This window comes from Leisingera sp. ANG1, from assembly GCF_000203975.2.
In the GTDB taxonomy this organism is placed as follows: Bacteria; Pseudomonadota; Alphaproteobacteria; order Rhodobacterales; family Rhodobacteraceae; genus Leisingera.
Genome location: NZ_AFCF02000003.1, coordinates 366312 through 386907, shown reverse-complemented (window position 1 = coordinate 386907; position 20596 = coordinate 366312). Strand labels below are relative to the sequence as shown.

General features: G+C 60.5%; 18 protein-coding genes and 2 pseudogenes. 9 read left to right on the top strand and 11 right to left on the bottom strand.

All coding sequences use genetic code 11. The features are described from left to right. Window positions 1-56 precede the first annotated feature (56 nt). Window positions 57-350 carry a DUF1330 domain-containing protein gene (locus tag GC1_RS07885; RefSeq protein ID WP_019296438.1) on the top strand — a complete coding sequence of 98 codons (294 nt, stop codon included), beginning with the start codon at window positions 57-59 and terminating at the stop codon, window positions 348-350. Window positions 351-475: 125 nt separating this feature from the next. Here GC1_RS07885 and GC1_RS22425 read toward each other — a convergent pair whose 3' ends face one another. Continuing rightward, on the bottom strand, window positions 476-667 hold the full coding sequence (locus GC1_RS22425; RefSeq protein WP_152610591.1) for a hypothetical protein: 192 nt from the start codon (window positions 665-667) through the stop codon (window positions 476-478). A 131-nt stretch (window positions 668-798) separates the two neighbouring features. On the opposite strand from GC1_RS22425, the pseudogene GC1_RS07880 reads away from it, so the two are divergent. After that, window positions 799-999, top strand: a pseudogene (locus tag GC1_RS07880) (integrase); the annotation flags it as partial. Between the two features lie 4 nt (window positions 1000-1003). Here the strand turns inward: GC1_RS07880 and GC1_RS07875 are convergent. The 4 genes from GC1_RS07875 to GC1_RS07860 are packed head-to-tail and all read right to left on the bottom strand — an operon-like array spanning window position 1004 to window position 5171. Beyond that, window positions 1004-1993 carry a glycosyltransferase gene (locus GC1_RS07875; RefSeq protein WP_019296436.1) on the bottom strand — a complete coding sequence of 330 codons (990 nt, stop codon included), beginning with the start codon at window positions 1991-1993 and terminating at the stop codon, window positions 1004-1006. After that, window positions 1990-2988 carry a glycosyltransferase family 2 protein gene (locus tag GC1_RS07870; RefSeq protein WP_019296435.1) on the bottom strand — a complete coding sequence of 333 codons (999 nt, stop codon included), beginning with the start codon at window positions 2986-2988 and terminating at the stop codon, window positions 1990-1992. The genes GC1_RS07875 and GC1_RS07870 overlap by 4 nt, the downstream gene beginning before the upstream one ends. 20 nt (window positions 2989-3008) lie before the next feature. Then, window positions 3009-3932 carry a glycosyltransferase family 2 protein gene (locus tag GC1_RS07865; RefSeq protein ID WP_019296434.1) on the bottom strand — a complete coding sequence of 308 codons (924 nt, stop codon included), beginning with the start codon at window positions 3930-3932 and terminating at the stop codon, window positions 3009-3011. 3 nt (window positions 3933-3935) lie between these two features. Beyond that, window positions 3936-5171 carry an oligosaccharide flippase family protein gene (locus GC1_RS07860; protein ID WP_019296433.1) on the bottom strand — a complete coding sequence of 412 codons (1236 nt, stop codon included), beginning with the start codon at window positions 5169-5171 and terminating at the stop codon, window positions 3936-3938. 201 nt (window positions 5172-5372) lie between these two features. Between GC1_RS07860 and GC1_RS07855 the strand changes: the two genes are divergently transcribed. After that, a complete protein-coding gene (locus GC1_RS07855) occupies window positions 5373-6569 on the top strand; it encodes a polysaccharide biosynthesis/export family protein (RefSeq protein WP_036762037.1) in 1197 nt (398 codons plus the stop codon). Here GC1_RS07855 and GC1_RS07850 read toward each other — a convergent pair. The 4 genes from GC1_RS07850 to GC1_RS07835 all read right to left on the bottom strand — a co-directional run bounded on the left by GC1_RS07850 (window position 6566) and on the right by GC1_RS07835 (window position 12055). Further along, entirely contained in the window at window positions 6566-9088 is a 2523-nt protein-coding gene (locus GC1_RS07850) for a hybrid sensor histidine kinase/response regulator (protein ID WP_019296431.1), read from the bottom strand. The two genes, GC1_RS07855 and GC1_RS07850, sit on opposite strands and share 4 nt — an antisense overlap. A 55-nt stretch (window positions 9089-9143) precedes the next feature. Beyond that, window positions 9144-9650 carry a molybdopterin-dependent oxidoreductase gene (locus tag GC1_RS07845; RefSeq protein WP_019296430.1) on the bottom strand — a complete coding sequence of 169 codons (507 nt, stop codon included), beginning with the start codon at window positions 9648-9650 and terminating at the stop codon, window positions 9144-9146. A 102-nt stretch (window positions 9651-9752) separates the two neighbouring features. Continuing rightward, the gene (locus GC1_RS07840) at window positions 9753-10640 is read right to left on the bottom strand and encodes a UTP--glucose-1-phosphate uridylyltransferase (protein ID WP_019296429.1); all 888 of its coding nucleotides are present in this window, start codon (window positions 10638-10640) and stop codon (window positions 9753-9755) included. Between the two features lie 23 nt (window positions 10641-10663). Beyond that, complete coding sequence (locus GC1_RS07835; RefSeq protein ID WP_019296428.1) at window positions 10664-12055, bottom strand: WecB/TagA/CpsF family glycosyltransferase; 1392 nt, start codon at window positions 12053-12055, stop codon at window positions 10664-10666. A 247-nt stretch (window positions 12056-12302) separates the two neighbouring features. Between GC1_RS07835 and GC1_RS07830 the strand changes: the two genes are divergently transcribed. The 3 genes from GC1_RS07830 to GC1_RS07820 all read left to right on the top strand — a co-directional run bounded on the left by GC1_RS07830 (window position 12303) and on the right by GC1_RS07820 (window position 15748). Further along, the gene (locus GC1_RS07830) at window positions 12303-12917 is read left to right on the top strand and encodes a response regulator (RefSeq protein ID WP_019296427.1); all 615 of its coding nucleotides are present in this window, start codon (window positions 12303-12305) and stop codon (window positions 12915-12917) included. Between the two features lie 132 nt (window positions 12918-13049). Beyond that, complete coding sequence (locus GC1_RS07825; protein WP_019296426.1) at window positions 13050-14495, top strand: hypothetical protein; 1446 nt, start codon at window positions 13050-13052, stop codon at window positions 14493-14495. Then, window positions 14492-15748 carry a membrane protein gene (locus GC1_RS07820; protein WP_019296425.1) on the top strand — a complete coding sequence of 419 codons (1257 nt, stop codon included), beginning with the start codon at window positions 14492-14494 and terminating at the stop codon, window positions 15746-15748. Before GC1_RS07825 ends, GC1_RS07820 begins: the two co-directional genes overlap by 4 nt. A 211-nt stretch (window positions 15749-15959) precedes the next feature. Here the strand turns inward: GC1_RS07820 and GC1_RS22150 are convergent. Further along, window positions 15960-16758: pseudogene (locus GC1_RS22150) on the bottom strand (IS5 family transposase). Between the two features lie 512 nt (window positions 16759-17270). Further along, window positions 17271-17735, bottom strand: a complete 465-nt coding sequence (locus GC1_RS07805; protein ID WP_019295395.1) for an Lrp/AsnC family transcriptional regulator — start codon at window positions 17733-17735, stop codon at window positions 17271-17273. A 102-nt stretch (window positions 17736-17837) separates the two neighbouring features. Between GC1_RS07805 and GC1_RS07800 the strand changes: the two genes are divergently transcribed. The 3 genes from GC1_RS07800 (at window position 17838) to GC1_RS07790 (ending at window position 20595) form a co-directional block, all read left to right on the top strand. Beyond that, complete coding sequence (locus GC1_RS07800) at window positions 17838-18887, top strand: diaminopropionate ammonia-lyase (RefSeq protein WP_019295393.1); 1050 nt, start codon at window positions 17838-17840, stop codon at window positions 18885-18887. A 24-nt stretch (window positions 18888-18911) separates the two neighbouring features. Then, window positions 18912-19961, top strand: coding sequence for a TRAP transporter substrate-binding protein (locus GC1_RS07795; protein ID WP_019295392.1), 1050 nt, complete (start codon window positions 18912-18914; stop codon window positions 19959-19961). A gap of 97 nt (window positions 19962-20058) precedes the next feature. Continuing rightward, window positions 20059-20595: a TRAP transporter small permease gene (locus GC1_RS07790; protein ID WP_019295391.1), complete on the top strand. Its 537-nt coding sequence runs from the start codon at window positions 20059-20061 to the stop codon at window positions 20593-20595. Window position 20596 lies beyond the last annotated feature (1 nt).

The window sequence follows — 20596 nt, the reverse complement described above, 5'->3', positions numbered from 1 at the left end:
GGAGCGGAAAATCCGCTCCGGCGCGTGCTGCAGACATTAATCTGAAAGAATGCCCAATGCCCAAAGCCTACTGGATTGCACATGTCACGGTGACGGATCCCGAGCCCTATGCCCTTTATGCCGCCGGGGCGACGGAGGCTTTCCGAAAGTTCAACGCGCGGGTGCTGGCGCGCGGTGGAACCTGCGAGCAGCTCGAAGGCGACGGCCATCTGCGTAATGTTGTAATCGAGTTCGACACGCTGGAGGCCGCGCTCGCCTGCTATAATTCGTCTGAATACCAAGCTGCAAAAAATCACCGCATTGATGCGGGCATCGCCAACATCGTGATTGTTGAAGGCGCTGAAGCCTGACTGAAAAGGCTCACCAAAGGCATCCTGATATCCAGGTGGAAGGCAATTGCTGTTTTCCACCCTCTCTAAAAAGGGCGACCCGGGGTACCGAGCTGTCTGTACCCCCAGCTAGCTTACTTACACCGTCAGCTGCCTTGGCCGAGGTTGCTGACGGGCGGAGTATGGTCTTTGAGTCTTGTGGCATGAATTTTTAGTTTCGGGTTTTCTTCCCCCGACATGAACGGCATGTTTCGCAGCCGCAATGCGGCGGTAAGTTTGTCGCTGTTGCCGCAACTTCCGCGCTGCAAGCGCACGCGGCGGGAAAATCCAAGGTACATGCTGGGCTCACTGCCGCCGAATGCATCGGCAGAAATGGTGTTCTCGGATGACTTCCGAGAACAGGCATCCACTCCGCTTGTACGATGACATCGTCAGCGCGGTAATGATGTCTGGGGTTGGCGGGAGCACTATGCCAAGAGTCCAACTTCCCGCTGTCATCCCGAAACGAAGAGCCTGGAACAAGGGCCGGATCATCGGCCAGAAACGGCCACTGTTGCCGAAACAGGTCTGGGCGATCCGCGCGTGGCTCGAACTGGCGGGCAACCTGCGCGATCTAGCACTGTTCAACGTGGCAATTGATAGCAAGCTTCGCGGATGCGATCTGGTGAAAACCCTCACTGTGAAGCAATGACAGGAGACAAAAACAGCGATTTCCAACAGTCGGAAAAATGACTTTCGTAGTTGTGAGCGTGCCTTGGCCCGCGGGGGCGCGGTGGTGCTGCAAAAAGCTCTTCTAATGCGCTCTGCCAGGGTTTAATTCCTGCGCCGTCAACCAGTGCGGCTCCATGGGGCAAGTGATCCGTAAGTCCATCGACGTTGCTGACAAGCAGCCTGCGTCCCGCTGCCAGGGTTTCAATCGCAACCAGCCCGTAGGCCTCCCATCGCGACGACATTACCACGGCGTCCAGGTCAGCCATCGCCGCAACCGGGTCGGAGGCAAATCCTTTGAAATGTATGCGGTGATCGCCGGCGGCAAGGTCGCGGAGCAACGTCTCCTCCGCCCCCTGACCATAGATATGAAGGGCAATGCCGGGATCGCTGAGTTCGCGGAAAGCCTTGATCAGGATATCAAATCCCTTCTGCGGTTCCAGCCGCCCAATGGCACCGATTGTCTTTACCGCGCCCTCTGGCGGTGCCAGTTCCCGGAAAGCAGACAGACCAACGCAGGAGGGAATGACATGCAGGGCGGCCGGCCGCACGAAACCCTCATCCCTCAGCCACTTCCCCTGCGCGGCACTGACGGCAACGACATCGTGGAACAGGGCATATGAAAGCTTGAGGAGAGCGCCGAACCGCCGTTTCCGCCTGACATTTAGAGCTGTGAAGCACTTGGTGTAGCTGTGCTCGACATGAACAAGCCGTGCTGTGGGGTTCATGACACGCAAGGCGGCCAGCAAGGGGAGAAGGCGCCAGCTGATCGCAAGATGCGAAACGATCACATCCGCTTCCACCCGCCCTATGCAAAGCCTGTTCCGTTTCACCTCCAGCAAGCTGTGATCAGCCTCGCGCGTAAGATCAGGCGTTGTCATCATGTGACTGATGACGCGCATCACTCCGCCTGCAGTGGTGTCATCAACCAAGTGGGTTACACGGATAACGGTCATGACATGGCCTCGTTCCGGTGTGCCCGTGCGGCCAGTTTCATTGTCTTTCGCAAAGCCTTCGGCCCGGTCACGGCAAGCAGCGCAGTCGCCGCCAGGGTTGCCCCGGACTTCAACGGCTCCTCCCAAAGCGGCCGCAGGGAGCAGGCAAGCCACGCCCTGGCAAGACCTACTGCGCGGCGGCTGTCCAGATCGCTGATGGCGCGCCGGTTGAGGTAGCGGAGCTGATATGCCCGCGCCACATCTGTTTCTTGCGCAAAAAACTTGGGGTTGATCTGTGACAGCTTGCGAACCATCCGTTCCCAGGCGGCAAGCTGGCGGTCAGTCGCCGCCGAAAGCCCGCCTGAATTGATCCGGTAGCGTGTGAGCAGGCCCGGGATCCCTTCGAACGCCCAGTTGGTCGTCAAGGCAATCCGCAGCCAGCATTCGATGTCCTCGGATTGGCGGAAAGTCTCGTCGAAATACCAGTCGCGTCCGGTCTCGGACCGGGGCCGGAAGGCGATTTCGTCAAACACAGCCCGCCGGATCACGGCGGCAGAGCCGTTGCCGACCGGGTTGCGCTTGAAAATGTGCTTGGCATTGATGTTCTGCAGCCGAGGCCGCTGCGCCTGGCCCGTAAGGGCGCCATCTTCCGAGATGAAAGCAGATCCGGCATAGCTTATGCCTACATGGGGCTTGGCATCCAGGTGGCTGATATGGCGGGCCAGCTTTCCCGGCTCCCACATGTCGTCTGCGTCGCAAAACGCCACTACATCGCCCTGTGCGCCAGCAATACCCGAGTTGCGCGCTCCAGCAAGGCCGCGGTTTTTCTGGTGAACCACGCGAAAGCGCGGGTCGCTGCAGAAGCCCGCGGCAATCGCGGCGGTTGTGTCTGTGGAGCCGTCATTGACCACAATGACCTCAAACTCCGTTCTGGTTTGCCTCTGCAAGGAAAGAAGAGTGTCAGCGAGCGTTTTCTCGGCATTGAAAGCGGGAACGACAATCGATGTGAAGGCCATGGTTGTGAACCTCGAAAAAGTTAACGGGAAAACAGGTTCCGGCGCAGGGGCCGGGGCAGGAACGGCGCCAGCAGTGAGCCGGCCAAGGTCAGGCCGCCCCTGCGGAACGGGGAAAAAAATCCGCGCGGGCTTTTGAGAATGCCGGACACAGATTGTTTCAACGCATAAGCCGGTGCCCCATTCAGACGAAGTGCCCGGCGGGCAAGGTAGCGGTGGTGAATGGCATGAGAGGCGGCGCTTGGAACCACGCCAAAACCGGCGGCAGTTGCAATTGCCTGTTCACGGCCTGCCCGCATTGCCTCAAGATCCGTCGACAATCCGCCAACGGAAGTGCGGTAGTAGGTATGCAGGCTGTCGATTCCGGTCACCCGCGCGCCGCCGCCAACCAGGCGGATCAGCCACTCCAGATCTTCGTTGTGGACCATTGCCTCGTCAAAGCCGCCGCTCGCCGCAAAGACCCTGCGCCGCACGGCAAAGTTGGACATGGTGCAGACCGGGTTTTCCCCGAGCAGCATGGCGATGTTCAGATCCTGCTCGGGAACTGTTGAAAACACGCTGGCATCTGCGGGGGTGGCGCGGAAGAAACCGATCCGCCCATAGGCTCCATCGGCGGCCCCCTGCCGGAAGCTCGCACGGAGCTGCGATAGCTTTTCCCGGTGCCAGATATCGTCCGCATCGCAGAACGCGATCACATCACCGCAGGCGTGCTCCATTGCGCCGCAGTTGCGGGCCGCACTGGGGCCCTTTCCGGGGTTTTGCACCAGCTGGATCCGGGCATCGGCAGCGGCAGCGGCCCGCACCAGGGCGCGGGTCTCATCCGTGGACCCGTCATCAACCACGATCGCCTCCCAATCGGCGCAGGTTTGAGCCTGGAGCCCGGCCAGGGTTTCCCGAATCGTGGCGGCAGCGTTGAAGCTGGGAATGACAGCGGAAATATATGGCATGTCTCAAACCTCTGCGGTGCGGTGGCGGAAGGCCCTGGAAAGGGTTGGCAGCGATGCGCCCGTCATCATCAGCGCGGCGACAACGGCATAGCCTGTGGCGACCGCTGTCAGACCATGGGGCGCAAGCAGGCAGGTGTTCAGTATCAGCGCCCCGGTGGTGGCAAGCGTGACCCGGAATTCCTGGCCCGGCTTGCCGTTTGCCCGCAGCCAGCCCGCGGTTGCGGACCACAGCGTGGTCGGGATCGCAACCAAGCACAGGATCGACACAACACCTTCGATGCCTTTCCAGCCCGCCCCGAACAGAACCGGGACATAGAGCGGTGCCAGCAGCGACTGCGTGATGACAGCCGGTGCGATGATCCCGATCGCCAGCAGCACGCTTTGGCGCAATGCCTGCAGCTTGTCGGCGCTGGCGCAGAGATGCGGGAACAGAACAGTGGAGAAAGCCACGGTGAAGGAGTTGGATAGGCTGAGACCGGCATTGAAGGCCATGAAATAGAGGCCAAGCGTCTCTGCCCCCATCAGCGCGCCCACGATCACCTTGTCGGCCTGCAGGCGCAGCGCCTTGACCAGTTCGACGCCCAGAACCGCCCACCCATAGGCTAGGAACGGGCGCAGCGGTGCATAGCCTTGGGACGGATCGGGGCTCCAGGGATGCAGGCGGCGCATTGCGACCAGCCAGAACGGCGCTGTCAGCAGGCGCGGCAGCACCAGCACCAAGGCGGACGGCCAAAGCAGCGCCATCACCACCGACATCAGGTTTGACGCCACTATCTGTGTGCCCGAAATGGCTGCAGTCTGGCGCAGCTTTCCTGCCCGCATGGCGAGGCCCGCCTGCACCATCCCGGCGGGCATGAACAGGTATTCACCCGCCAGAAGAAGCACCAGTGCCAGCAGCATGACGCTGCCGCCGCTGGCATAAAGCACTAGCCCCGCCAGCGACTGAAGCAAAAACAATCCGACGCACCAGACCCAGAAAATACGGTGCGCGGTAGCACAGGTCTGCTGCAGCTGAGCCTGCGGGGCCGCGATGATCTTTTGAATGACGCCATTTTCCGTCAGCGACTTGACAATATCGGCCGCCGCCAGGGCTGCCGCGGCAATGCCGATCTGATCCAGGTCGAGCGTGCGCGCCACTGCGACAACCACCAGAAGCCGCGAAACCTTTGCAGCCGCCTCAGACGCACTGTAGGCAAAGAGGTTCTTTGCGAAGGAGGGAATTTGAAAGGTGCGGGGCATCGGGACCTGTCCATAGAGCTGTTGGATCAAGTCATAGCGGGCTGGAGAACCTGCTGTCCCTTGCCCCCAGGGACAGGGCAATGGTGCAACAGAACTGTTCCATATCCGAAAGGATAGCGCTGCGATATCAACGGGCTCTCGACCGCTGTGGCCGAATTCCGTATCACCAGTACAACCCGCAGTGATCCCGCGAGCAGTTCAATGAAGAAACCCCTCAGAAATGGAACGGCAATTCTGGCGATCTTGTCTTTGAGCGGCTGCGCGCAGATCGACCCGCCAGACAACCTGGAGCCGGTTGCCTCTGGTGACGGGTATCAGGCGCAATACCGTGAACCGGAGGTGTCCCGCAGCGAATCCGGTTTTCTGCAGTCTCAGACAATGAACGAGTCCAGGTGCCGCCCCGCCGTCGGCGGAACCGGCGGCAAGGGCGCTGGAACAGCGCAGGCTGCGTTGGCAGGCGAGCGGTTCACCCGCAATGACCTGGTGAACGTGCGTGTCGGCGATGATGAGACCTTCAATGGCGACTACGTTATCTCGCGGGATGGCACGCTGAAGCTTCCCTTCCTTTCACCGATCCGTGCGCAGGGCCGAACGGCCATCCAGATCGAGGAGGACATTGCCGCGAAACTGATCGCCGAAGACTTCTACTCTGACCGGCCGCGGCTGTCGGTCCGGGCAGCTGATTTTGCCTCGGTCACGGTCGGTGTTTCAGGAGCTGTCTTTGAGCCTAAAGCCGTAGAAATCGGCGGTGTTCCAGGTGACGAAGTGGATTCCCGCAGGCAGGGCGCACTGGGGGCCTCGACCGAAGCGCGCAACCTGTCTGCCGCATTGCGTGCGGCAGGCGGGGTGCGCCCGGATGCGGATATCTCGGCAGTCGAGGTGCGGCGCGGCAGCAGCCTTTACCGGCTGGACATGCGCGGAGTGTTCGAAGGCCAGAATGCCGTCGACATCATGCTGCTGACAGGCGATCAGGTGCATGTGCCCAGCCGCGGATGCTTCCAGGAAGACCTGATGCGGCCCAGCCCCATCAGCCCTCCGGGGGTGACGCTTTTCTTGTCGAACCTCACCCAGCCGGCCGCCGGCAACGCGCTCTCCGCAATTGGCCGCGAGGTGCGCGAGTTTCCCTATGGCACACGGTACCTGCAGGCGGTGGTGGACACCAACTGCGTGGGCGGCGCCCGCGCCACCAGCGCGCACCGGTCCTCTGTTCTGTTCTCCCGCAATCCGGTCACACAGGTGTCTGTCGTCATCGAGCGGAGGATCGAAGACCTGCTGCGCCGCGCTGACCGGGACGATTATGACCCCTTCCTTTTGCCCGGGGATGCCATTGCCTGCTATGACAGCACAATCACCAACCTGGGAGAGGTCGGCCGCCTCATCGGCGCCTTCAACTACTAAGTCAGGTTGAGCACCGGTTTGGTGGCAGCCCAGGCCTTCCTCAACGGGCTCAGCGCGCCTTCGGCCGCTTGGCAGTCCTGGCTGAGCGCCGCTTTCTCAAGACGGATCAGCGCACTGCGAAGCTCCGGAAGCCCGAAGGTTGCGGCGCTGCCGGCAATCCGGTGGGCTTCGACTGCGGTTTCATTCGTAGCCAAATCCTGCCCGTTCTCAAAATCTTTGAGGAAGGCTTCCATTTCAGCTGCAAAGCGGTTCAAGAGGGGGAGCAACGCCTCGGCTCCAACCGTTTCTTCCAGTTCAATCAGTTGCTGAGACCGCAGCGCAGCAACTTCCGGTGCTGGCGGAGCTGGGGAAGGGTGGTCTGCAATCAATTGCAACAGGCCTTCACGCGTCAAAGGTTTGGTCAGCACATCATTCATGCCGTCTTTCAAAAAGGCTTCCTGCTCCTCGGCCATCGCGTTTGCGGTCACGGCAATAATCGGCGCGCGCGCTGACGCGCCGCTGCCAGTCCGGATCGCCCGCGCGGCGCTGCGCCCGTCCATGACCGGCATGCTGATATCCATCAAGATCAGGTCAAAGCCCGTTTCTTCTGCCATCTCGATCGCTTCCCGGCCGTTGTGCGCTTCGGTCACAAAATGCCCCTGTGCTGTCAGCATTTCCCGGGCGACATGGCGATTGATCTCGTTGTCTTCCACCAGCAGGACATTTGCCCGCTTCCTGGCGGGCGCAGTAAACCGGGCCTCTCCCTTCGGCTCAGGCGCCGCAATGGCCTGAACAGGGAAGCTGACATCAAAGACACTGCCTTCTCCCGGAGTGCTTTCGACAGTGATGCGGCCACCCAGCGCTTTCACAAACCGCTGGGCAATCCCCAGACCCAGCCCGGTTCCCCCGACTTCCCGGTCATAGGAGCTGTCTCCGGTCGCGAAATCATCGAAGATATGCGGCAGCAGGCCCGGGTCGATACCTATACCTGAATCCCGTACCGAAATGCACAGGATGGTCTTTCCCTCCTCAGCGGCACTGGCCTGAGCGGTGATGGAGATCCGCCCGTTTTTCGTGAACTTGACTGCATTGCCGACGATGTTCATCAGAATGTGCTGAATGCGGTCCCGATCCGCGTGAACCCAGTTGAGCGGTGCCCCTGTCCAGCCCCACTCCAAAGTGCTGCCGTTGCCCGCCGCTGCACCGCTTAGACTGTCCACGATGTCCTTCAGCAGAGTGCTGATATTCATGTCCACCATGTGCAGCCGCAGTTTGCCCGCGTCGAATTTGGTAATGTCCAGAACATCCGAAATATGGCTCATCAGCAGTTTGCCGGACGTCTGCATGTTTCTTATGTAGCGGGACTGCTTGGCACTGAGCCGGGTTTCCTCGAGAAGGGTCAGATTACCCAGCAGCCCATTCAACGGGGTTCGGATCTCATGGCTCATGGTGGCCAGGAAATCGGTTTTGGCTTTCTCGCCGGCCATGGCACGGTCGCGGGCCAGAACAAGCTCGGCCTCTGCTTGCACCTGACTGGAAATATCACGCAGGAACGCGATGAAGATTTCCCCGTCCTTGGTGTCCGCCGCCTGTATGGCAAGCTCCACGGGGAAAACTTCGCCGTTCGCCCGCTTCGCTTCAAGCTTGAAGCGCCCACTTCCAACAACACGCTTTTCGCCTGTTTCACGCAGGCGGGCCATACCGGCCTGATGCGCAGCCCTGTGATGTTCGGGCACAATCAGCTCGCCCAGATCGCATCCTACTGCATCTTTCGCGGAATAGCCGAAAATCTGTTCGGCAGCGGCGTTGAAATCCGTGATGCGCCCTGACGTATCCGCCACGACCACCGCGTCAAGAGACGTGCTTGTCACGATGTTCATGCGCTCACTGGCTTCGATGACTTGTGTCCTGCGCCGCACGTTCTGAGCGTTCAGCACAGCCAGGTAACAGGCAAGCACGGCGAGCGCTGCCACCAGCGCGGCAATGGCAATCGCCAAATGCATCAGGGTGCCCGAAAAGGCCTCGCGCCGGAAGTCGGACTCCTCAGCGAAATAGTTGAGGCCGGATACGGACAGCCGCCGCACATCCGGGCGGACAGCCCCGGTTTTCTGTTCCAGCGCAGGCAATAGGGCGGGCAAGGCACCTTCATCGCTGTCAATCACAGGGACGGCGCGGTCGAGGAAGGCTGCAACTGTCGCCAGATTGGCCGCGAACGTTGGAACTGCGCGCAATTCGCTGTAGATGGATGCCTGCTGCAGCGTGCGTATTCGGCTGAAAAAGACGTCGAACTTGCGCCGGAGTCTGCGAATGTCCGGGCTGTCGCCCTGCAGCGCCCGCGCCAGTTCAAGTTCGAACTGGAGAAACTCCACCTCGGTCTGAGACAGGTTCCATTGAATGTTGTCGGAACTGGCAGAGTTCAGCCGCGTGATGTCGCGGGACACATTCAACGCCAGAAATGCAATGGCTGCGAGGCCCAAAAGGGCGGGCAGCAAAAAAGCAGCCAACCGTAGCCACATCTTTCTGCGTTTTGTGCCGGCCATTGCCATCATCCTCAAATGCAGGCAGCCAAGCCAAAAGCGCCGGGTTCAGCGCTCGCTACTCAATCACTTCGATGCGGTCGAGCTGCCAAATGCTGCGGGAATAAACCACCTCTGATTGATATTCGGTTTTGCTGTCATAAGGGTAAACAATCCAGAGCGGCCCCTTGTCACGCACGGACATTTCCTCGCCGTTGTGCTTGTAGGCAATGATCGGGCCCCCTTCGACAGCATCCGCCAGCGGGATGTCCACCGAATAGTCGTTGATGGCGGTGGCCCGCAGCGTGGTTCCGGTGATGCCCAGATGGTCAACCAGCTGATTCAGCGGCACGCCTTCAAAATGCTGCACGCCCTGCGTCCAGATTGTCGACGTTTCAAACTCCACGGCACCCAGTCCTTCCAGCATGGCCAGATCGAATTGCGCTGCTTCCCCTGCGTTTTCCGCTTTCGGCGTGCCAGATACCTTCAGCACCACCTCTCCGGCTGGCTGGTCCAGATTTCCCGCTGCCAGCGGCTGCGCGGCGAACACGGAAATTGCAACTATCTTGAGCGCTTTAAAAAGCATTGCGCGGCCTCCTTTGATGATTGACCCAGATATGGCACGACGTGGCGCGGGCGCCAAAAGGTTAGACGGATACCCGCCTATCCTTTCGAATAGGTCCGGCAATCATGCCGCCTGCAGAACCGGGGCGACACGCCCGGCAAGAAAGCCGGACAATTCATGAGCCAGTTCCGGCCGGTCCAGAGCAAAGGCCGCCGTCGCCTGCACAAATCCTTGCACACTGCCGCAGTCGAACCGTTCGCCGTCAAACCGGAACCCGGTTACACCTGCTGAGGGAAGATCCGCGTTGATGGCGTCCGTCAGTTGCAGCTCTCCGCCAGCGCCCGGGCAAATGGCGCCGAGAGCCTCAAAAATCGAAGGTTCCAGAATGTACCGGCCAACAACGGCATGTGTTGACGGTGCCAGCGCAGGATCCGGTTTTTCCACCATCCCGCGGGCGTGAGCGAGTTTTCCGGCCTCCCTTGCGACATCCAGGATGCCGTAGGAAGAGGTCTGCTCGCGCGCAACTTTCATGGTTGCTACCATGTGGCCGCGGCTTACGGCATGCGCCTCCACCATCTGGCGCAGCGCCCCGCGCGGCGCGCGGATGACATCATCGGGCAACAGCACGGCAAAGGGTTCGTCTCCTACCAGGCGTGCGGCCAATCCCACAGCGTGGCCAAGGCCCAGCGGCTTGCTTTGGCGAACAAAGGACAAAGCCCCCTCCGGCATCCGCGTCAGAGCAATGGCATCCAGAGCAGCAGTCTTACCGCGCGCTTCCAATGTGTTTTCCAGCGCGGCGGCTGTGTCGAAGTAATCCTCCAACGCGCCCTTGCCTGCGGCAGTGACAAAGATGAACTCCTCAATCCCTGCCTCCCGCGCTTCGTCCACCGCGTATTGGATCAGTGGTCGGTCCACCAGCGGCAGCATTTCCTTGGGGATGGATTTGGTGGCAGGCAGAAAACGGGTTCCCATGCCGGCAACGGGGAAAACGGCTTTGCGGATATGTGTCATGGCTTGTCTCCTAAATTAATGGGTCAGTAGGCGCCGCGGCCAGAAACAACCGCGCCAAAGGTTCTGAGGATGAGCTGGAGGTTCAGTTTGAGCGAGCGGGCCTTAATGTAGCTGAGGTCCATCTCGATCATTTCCTTGAAGCCGACAGAGGCCCTGCCTGACACCTGCCAGACACCGGTGATGCCCGGTTTGACCTGCAGACGGCCAAGCGCACGGGGCGGGTAATCTGCAACCTCGCACGGCAGTGCCGGGCGGGGGCCGACGATAGACATATCCCCGCGCAGCACGTTGAACAGTTGCGGCAGCTCATCGATGGAGCTCCTGCGCAGCCAGCGGCCGACACGGGTGACCCGCGGATCCTGGCGCGACTTGAAGCAGAGGCCGTCCCGGTCCGAGTCGTGCAGGATCTCCGCGCGCCGGGTTTCCGCATTTGCCGTCATCGAGCGGAACTTGAACATGGTGAAGGTCTTGCCGTTCAGCCCGACCCGGGTCTGTTTGAAGAGTGCGGGTCCTCCGCTGTCCGCCCTGACCGCCAGAGCCGCCGCAAGCAGCAGCGGCGACAGCATCAGCAGGGCCAGAACCGCAACTGTGATGTCCAGACCGCGCTGCTGGACGTCGGCGAGGCGCTTCTGCCGCAGTGCAGCCAGTCCGGCATGAGCCAGGAAGCTGACGTTACCGGTCAGGTAGCGGCGTGCCATCCGGCGTGGCTCCATCGCCAGCCGCCAGCCCCACTCCATCCTTGCAGCCCTGACCGGTTCCGGCGCCCGTGCAACCGAGCCCGACAGAAAGTCGAACAGCGCGCCGACCCCTAAAGTGAGATTGGCTGTCAGGTCATTCGCATTGCGGTGCAGCCACAGCTCCTGCATCGGCACGCCAAGCGCAACCAGAACGATGTCGGCGCCGCTTTCGTTGATGTCCGCAACAACCGCCCTAGTGTCCTGCGCTCCGGAAAACCCATCGCGGGTGCCAGCAATACGCAGGCCGGGAATGTCGTAGACCAGCCGCGCCGCGGCTGCATCCGCAACGCCCGGCCGCCCGCCGAACAGGTAGACCGATTTGCCCATGCTGGCCGCACGCTGCAACAGCTGCGGCACAAAGTCGGTGCCGTTCAAATTGGTCGTCAGAGAATGACCGGTGAACTTTGCCGCCAGTTCAACTCCGATGCCATCAGGCAGAAGGATATCCGCCCCGGCGACAGCCTCGGCATAGTGCGGGTCGCGGCGGCGGATATTGCAGCAATGCGCGTTCATGAAGAAAGCGCGCCGGCGGCCAGGCGACAGCAGCTTGGCAGCAGCCTGATCAGCGCTGCTGTCAACCAGATGGAGGTCCAGCGCAGGCAGGTAAGCCGTGTTCAGACGGTCGGTTTTGACTGCTGGGGCAGCACCGAAACTGGAAGAGGAATATGCAAGTGTCATCTGCTAAGTCCTTGAGCTGTCATTGGTTGCTCTCAGGCTGTTGCAGGCGGCCGTTCTTCTCAACGGAGCGGGAGGACAGGTCGCAGGTCCGTTGGCATCCCCGGCTTACCTTGCGGCGTGCGAACCTATCCGCCCGGATCAGAAACTATCCAAATGCTTTCCAAGCTGCGGCGAATACGCACGACTTTTGCCGTGCAAGCGCCGCATTCACGCGTTACGTGTAGATGTAGGGATCTAGGAGCATGTTATGAGAGTACTGATAGCCGACGACCACGACCTGCTGCGCGATACGCTTGTTTTGTTCCTGGAAGGCCAAGGTTCCATCAAGACCAGTACCGCGGCGGATCTGGATCAGGCATGCAAGCTGATCGAGACCGAAGATCCCTTTGATCTGATCCTGCTGGATCTGAATATGCCCGGCATGAACGGGCTGGCCGGCCTCAAGCGGGCGATGGCCATGAGAAACGGGCAGCGGGTTGCCCTGATGTCCGGTGCGGCCACCCGTCAGATCGCTGAACAGGCGCTGGAGGCCGGCGCCGCCGGGTTTGTGCCAAAGACCCTGCCGGCAAAATCAATGATCAATGCAGTCAAGTTCATGGCGATGGGGGAGCAATATGCACCCATTGATTTCATGACTGCCGCAGATCCGGAAACAGACCACCCGCTGGCGGAGAAGCTCTCGCCGCGGGAGCTTCAGGTTCTGAAAGGCCTGACCGAGGGCAAGTCCAACAAGGAAATCGCCCGCGATCTGGACATTACCGAACCGACCGTGAAGCTGCACATGAAAACGCTGTACCGCAAGCTGGAAGTGGCAAACCGCACCCAGGCAGCACTGGCCGCGCGTGAGGCGGGGCTTTTCTGACTGCCTGCGGGAGGCGCAGCCCTAAAACCTACTCCAACGGATAGCCGCGAATACGGATGCGCACCGGGATAGCCTTGCGCGCAAGCGCGGCGGGTAAGGTAGCGGGATAGTCTCTGGTTGAAGGAGACTGACATGCTGCAGAAACTTGCCGGAAAATTTGATGCTCCGCGGCGGCTTTGGCACCGGATATCCCTCCGCCGCATCATCGTCGGCGGGCGTTTGGGCGACACCAGCCGCATCCGCCGCTACCTGGCATTCTTGCTGCTTGGGCTGGCACTCGTCTGGGCGCCGATCAACGGTTATCTGCAAACCGCACCGCTTGCCTTCAAATCGCATGCGTCGCTCATCCTGCCAGGGTCCGGGGCGTCAGCCTCAATGAACCTCAATGGTATTGGGCAGGCGTCTTCCTATGCCAATTCCGCATTTGCCAGCAACTCCGTCAGCCCGACCGAAACATACAAGCGCCTGATTGGTGCTGACCGTATCCTCGCCGCGGCTGCCAGCGCGATGGGGCTGACACGCCGTGAATTCGGCAAGCCGCGGATCCGGCTGGTGGATCAAACCAGCCTGATCCACGTTGAAATGACAGGCCCCAGCGCAGAAAACGCCCAGCAGCGCGGCAATGCCCTGCTGCAGGCTTTCTTCGAAGAACTGGACGCGCTGCGAAAGGATGAGCAAGCCACCCGCGAGGACAGCGGTCTGGCCGCCATTGGTGATTACCAGAATTCAGTTGCTGCCACACGCTCTGACATCGGCAAACTTCAGAAATCCTCCGGGCTGCTGTCTGGCGAGGAGTTCGATGCAATGGTCGAAGACACCCGCGAACTGGAAGGCCGGGTTGAGGACATTGCCGGTATTCTTGAGGAAAAGACACAAAGCGTTGCCGCGCTTGAGCAAACCTTGGGCATCCAGGCCTCCGCCGCGGCCGCAACCCTGAAACTCTTTGCCGATGCAGACTTCCTCGCTCTGGAAGACGAAAGCGCCATCCATGCTGCAAAACTGGCCGAAGCCCGTGCGTCCTACGGTGAAGGGCACCCGAAGGTGCAAGCCGCACGTGCAGCCCAGGCTGCGGCGGAACACAGTGCAAGCCAACAGGCAGCGGCAGTGACAGGTATCCAAATTGATGAGCTGAAAAGGCTTGATTTGGCCCCGGACGGGGCGCGGGCAGAGTTGTTGGCTCAGCTTGTGCGGATGGATGCAGAGCGCATGGGCACAGCCCGGCAGTATGAAGCTTTGGCTCAGCGTCTGGTGTTCGAGCAGACCCGGCTGCAACAACTGGCGGCTAGCGCAGCACGGCTGAAGGATTTGCAGCGAGATTTCTCTGTGGCTGAAGCAGTGTTTGCTTCTGCCATCGCCCGAACCCAGTCGACGAAATCGGATGTTTATGCCTCATACCCGCTGGTTCAGATACTCGAAAACCCGTCCCTTCCCGAGCGCCCCTCGTCGCCTGACCGTAAGCTCGCCATTGCCGCCGGGGCAGCGGCCACCTTCATGCTTGTGATCGCGCTGCTGCTGGGCTGGATCAGATCCGCTGTCATCGGCCGTCTTCTGGCCGCGCCCAAGGCAGCCGAAGCATGACCCTGCAAAACCCGGCAGAGCGGATGATCTACCGCTCCATGGTCCTGACTTGGCCCTTCTACGCCGTTGGTGCGCTATACGTCGTGGGCCCGGTTCTGGCCTGGGTTCTCGGCGCTCTGGCGGTGCTGGCACTCTACCTTGGCCCAGCGTTCCGGCCCGACTTGCGTGCTACCGGTCCGGTTCCGGTGCTGATCTGGGCCTGGATCATCGGCATGGCCATTTTGCTGATTGCGCTGTGGATCGGGCACCTCGACTGGGGGCTCGGCCTCAAGAAGACAATCAAGTCCTCGATCGGCTGGGCCAAAGGCTGGGCTCTGCTGGCGCTGTTCCCGCTGGTTGGTGCGGCGCTGCCGATCCGCCGCGAGGTCCTGATCCGCGGTCAGTGCGTGATCGGGGCCTGGACGCTGGCGCTGGCACCGGTTCTGCTGGCAGCGCCCTACCTTGGCCTGCCGGAACAGATCTTCACGTCGCCGTTGAAGGCAGTTGGCGGGCCGGGTCCGGAGTATTTCAGTGTCTACCTGTTCACCTATGATCCGGCCAGCTGGACACCGCGCTGGCAATTCTACGCCCCCTGGTCTCCCTTCGCGGCCCTCTTGGGCGTCATCATGGTGCTGTTTGCGCTGGAAGAAAAAAACCGAAAGTGGATGCTGGCCGGTGTGGTTGCCGGGGTCCTGATGATTTTGGCGTCAAAATCTCGAATGGGGCTGGTGGGGCTGGTGGCCTGCACCGTTGCGCCGCGCATGATGCCCCTGATCCTGCGCGGCTGGGCCTGGCATGTAACGGCAGGGCTGACCGCCTCATTGGCCATCACCGGCGGAACCTTGGCGGCGCTGGTCGCGGATGCGGTGGCCGCGTTCAAGGGGGCCCGGGCAGACAGCACCCGGGTCCGCGAAACACTGCAGCGGATCGCCAGCGAGCGCTGGCAGACCGAAGCCTTCTGGTTTGGCCACGGCACAGTTCAACCCGGGTCCCATGCCGTGGAATACATGCCCATCGGCAGCCATCACACCTGGTACGGGCTGCTGTTCGTTAAGGGGGCTGCCGGTTTTGCCGCACTGCTCATTCCGCTGGTTTGGCACATCGGCTTTGTCATGGCGGATGCAGCAAAACACGCGCGCGGCCGCCTGCCGCTGGGAATACTGATGACAATGGTGCTGCTCTCTTTCGGGGAGAATATTGAAATCGAAGCCTATATGCTTTGGCCGGGCCTGATCTTGCTTGGCGTTCATCTTCGCGAAGCCGGGGCGGCTTAGGCCAGTAGCGGTTTCCTGCTGGAAGAATTCGCCCGGGTCGCTGATACCGCTGCAGCTTGCTTGAACGGCTGATCTCCGAGACAGCGGCCGTTCGCCTGGTCGGGCTTGGACTAGCAGTGAGCGGGACGAAGCCGCCGTCGACAGTTCTGAAATTAATGCCTGCTTGTCTGCATTTTGCAGTTGAACAGATGCTTCGCATTAGGGTCAGGGTTCATAGCCAATAGCTGACCATTGCTGCGAGGGCGATTGCTGATGGGAATACCTTCGGGCACGTATCGTATCGGGTCGCCACGCGCTGCCAATCCTTCAACCTGCCAAACATGATCTCTATCCGATTGCGGCGGTTGTAACGGCGCTTGTCGTGTTTCACCGGTTTCTTCCGCTGTTTCCGGTCGGGGATGCAGGCGCGTATCCCTTTGTCTTTCAACGCTTCTCGGAACCAATCAGCATCATGGCCTCGATCTCCCAGCGGCCTTTCCACCCTTGGCAAGCCGCCCACCAAAGCGCGGGCGCCGATGTAGTCGCTGACTTGCCCAGCTGTAACGAACAGGTCCAGCGGGCGTCCCTGGCTGTCGCAGATGGCGTGCAGCTTGGTATTCATGCCGCCTTTGGTTCGACCAATCAGGCGGCCACGCCCCCGTTCAGCAGGGAATTGATCCCCCGGATCAATTCCTGGCCCGCTTCACTTGACGCCCAAACTGGCCGCTGTGCGGTGTGCCTTCAGATAGGTCGCGTCGATCATCACAGTCTTCTCTTCGCCGTGTTCCGCGGCCAGACCGGCCATCATCCGGGCGAAGATACCCTTGTCGCTCCACCGTTTCCACCGGTTGTACAACGTCTTGAGCGGGCCATAGGCCGCCGGAGCATTACGCCACCGCAAGCCATTGCGAATAATAAATAATGCCGCTCAATACCCGCCGGTCATCAACACGCGGCTTGCCGTGGGACTTGGGAAAGAAGGGTTCAAGACGCGCCATCTGCGTGTCGCTCGACCAGAAAAGATCAGACATGTCACCGCTCGTCTTTGGAACCGTGAAACACGCAGACAACCGGAAATCAATGGGTCCTGACCCTACCGGGCGAATTGAGTGGCTTCGGTTCCTATACTGGCGCTGGCGATTTTGAATGACCTCTACTGGATCGAAGCCAGTGAACTCTATCACGAAGACCCTTACTTCTATGTACGCCCCAACTTAGTGGTCAGCCGACTGCTGGGGCAAGAACAAGCTCTACTTCACTCGGGCACTGTGTGCCCGGACCTGAGAACCGTTGGGCCAGACCCTGATGTATCTGAACAAGTACCCCGCTTGCGCTGATCCGGATTTAATGCTGATCATCAAGGACCACTGGCGGGCTCTGTAAATATCAGGGCTTAACCTCGGTGTGCCGCTGGCGATCACCAATTTACCGAGCACGGATTAGGAACCGAAGGTGTTCCCGCCGCTTCGTAGGAAACGAAGCATGCGGCGCAGCTAGTGCGGTAACCGAACCGATGCTCTCAGTCTGCTTGGTACCGCTGCACTCAGATCGGCAATGCCATCCCGACTTTGGTACGCTCCATCGCCACAGAGGTCCGGAACCGGCGCACATTGGAATTCTCAAAGAACAGCCGGTGTGTCAGCGCCTCGAAATCCTGCATGTCCTGGGCGGTACAGATCAGGATGAAATCGGCGTCGCCCGTCACATAATAGCATTGCTGCACTTGGGGATCAGCCTTGGCGCGCTTTCGAAAGTGATCCAGCTGATCCAGCGATTCCCGGTCCAGTTCAACCAGTACCACAAAAGTCATCTTGTAGCTGAAGCGCGCAGGGTTGAGGATAGCGACTTCCTGCTGGATCAGGTCCGACTCCCGCAGCTTCTTCAGCCGCCGCTGCACGGAGGGGACGGATAGAGAACACTCCTGCGCCAGTTGCTCCAGGCCGATTCGGCAGTCTTTCTGCAACAGGCGCAGAATGGTCAGGTCGGCTTCATCCAGATTGGTTGTCATGAGTCAAACCCGCCACTGCAGCCATTCAGGCAGAGAAATTTTATCGACCATACCGCCGATGATGAAAAATTCAAGCAATCGGCCTGTGGTAATTTCCTGACCATGGAACATTCAGACACTCTCAGCTTCAGCCCGGCTTTCGAACGCGCCCTAGACTTCTTCCAGGCGCAAGAAAATTACGAGGCCTCACCGCTGCGCACTCTGCGCGGCCCGAATGATGTAACCGTTCTGGCCAAAGACGAAACCGGCCGGATGGGGCTTGGCGCCTTCAAGGCGCTGGGAGCGCCTTACGCGGTCGCACGGATCCTGGCCCAGGCCTGGCAGCAGCAGACCGGCGAGACGTTGCCGCTGGAGCGCCTGAAGGACGGCGATGTCCGCGCCTTTGCCGCAGACTATACCTTTGTTTGCGCCAGTGCCGGCAATCACGGGATGGGTGTTGCGGCCGGTGCCCGTGCGACGGGCGCCAAGGCGCGTATCCATCTGGCAAAAACTGTACCGGAAAGCTTTGCCGGGCGCCTGCGGGAGCTGGGTGCAGAAGTGGTACGCTCCGGTGATGTTTATGACGAAAGCGTTGCTGCGGCGATTGCTGACGCCGGGGAGAGCGGTGCGGTGCTGCTGGCTGACGGAACCTGGGAAGGCTACACCGAGATCCCGAAATGGGTGATGGAAGGCTATTGCGTCATCGCCGAGGAAATGCGGGCAGAGTTTGAAGCCTCCGGTAATTGGCCCACCCATGTTTATCTGCAGGCGGGTGTCGGCGGCCTGGCGGCGGCGATGGCCTATATGATCCGCCACAACTGGGCCCAGCAGCCCGAGCTGATCGTGGTTGAACCTGACGCGGCGGCTTGTCTGCAAACCAGCCACAAAGCCGGCGCGCCCACCCGCGCTGATGGCCCTGACTCCAGCATGGGCCGGCTCGACTGCAAGGAACCCTCGGTCGTGGCCTGGCACGCGCTGGAAAAAGCCGGCGTGTCCTACGTGACACTGTCGGAAGAAGAAGGCGAGGCCGCCGCCAGCGCGGTCGCTGCCCTCGGCATCGAAACCACCCCTTCGGGCGCAGCCGGATACGGCGCGCTTTGCAAAGGGGCACCAGTTTCTGATCAAGGCAAGGCATTCCGCCCCCTAGTGATCATTTCGGAAGGCGCCGCTTAGGCGGCGAAGGAGAGGACTATCCACATGACTAACTTCACCCGCAAGCTGCTGTCATCGGCAGTGCTGGTTGCCGGCCTGGCAACATCAGCTGTCGCGGACACCTGGAAATTCGCGTCTGAGGAAGACAAGGGCGACGTCCAGGACATCTTTGCCCAAGCCTTTGCCGACAGCATCAAAGAGCAGTCGGACGGCGACATCAAGGTGCGTATCTACTACTACGGCCAACTGGGCACCGAGAATGACATTGTCGAGCTGACCTCCAAGGGCACCGTGCAATTCGTGTCCGTGGGTACCGGCCACCTTGGTTCCTATGTTCCCGAGGCGCAGGTTCTGGATCTGCCCTATGTGCTGGGCGGCGACACCGATGTGATCCGCAAGGTGCTGACCACCAGCCCGACCATCTATGAGGGGCTGAGCGAGAAGTTCGAGAAAGTGAACCTCAAGCTGCTGACCATGATCTCCGAAGGCGAAATGGCCTGGGGCGCCAACAAGCCGATCCGCTCGCCGGAAGATTTCGATGGTCAGAAGATCCGCACCTTCACTTCGACCATCCCGGTGGAAACATACAAGGCATTCGGCGCCAACCCAACGCCGCTGTCCTGGGGCGAGGTCTATGGCGCGCTGCAGCTGAAAACTGTCGATGGCATGGTGAACCCTGTCTACTTCATATACAACGCCAAGTGGCATGAAGTGCAGGACTACCTGATCTTCCCGGGCCAGCAGCCTTATGTTGGTACAGTGTCGACCAACAGCGAATGGTTCAGCGGTCTGCCGGCCGAGCAGCAGGAGATGGTCCGCACCGCGATCGCAGCAGCGGAACAGGCGGCGCATGACTACCAGATCTCGATCAACGCCGAGAACATGGAAAAGATCAAGGCAGAGCGCCCGGAGCTGGAAGTTGTGGTGCTGACCGAGGAAGAACGCGCCGTGTTCGAAGAGCTGAGCACCACGCTGCATGAAACCTTCTATACCGTTGTCGAAAATGCTTACGGCGACGCAGAGAAAGCCGACGCCCGCGATGGCGCCAAGGCGATCCTGGAAGGTGTTCTCGCAGATGTCGCGGCTGCCAACTAATCCGGCTTACTGAATCTGGAGGGCGCGGCTTCCCGATGAGGGAGGACCGCGCCTTTCCTTGGAGCGCGCGCCGCGCAGGCGCGCGGGGGAGAAAGAGATGAAGACCCTGCTGCTTGCTCTGAGCAAAGGCACCGAGCTCATCGAGAAGACCGTCATCATCCTGGCGATCCTTCTGATGATGCTGAATTCCACCGCCAACGCAATCGGTCGCTACGGCTTTGGCAAGAGCCTGTTCTTCTCGGAAGAGCTGAACCAGTTTCTGATCGTTGCGGTGACTTTCGTCGGATTTGCCTATGCGGTCCGAAAGGGGCGCAACATTCGGATGACGGCTGCTTATGACACTCTGCCGCCGCGCGGGCGCAAGGTGCTGATGATGTTGATCACCTTCACTACCAGCGCGCTGTTGATATTCCTGGCCTATCAGGCGGTGTTCTATGTGCTGGAGATTAAGGCTGTGAACCGGCTGAGCCCGGCGCTGCAGTTTCCGGTCTATATCATCTATGCCGTGATCCCCGTCGGCCTGGCGATGGCCGGGCTGCAGTATCTGATCGCCTTTCTGATGAACCTCACTCACGAAGGAACCTGGCTGTCCTATGAGGTTGAGGAAAGCGAAGCTGAAGAGATCGGGGTCTGAG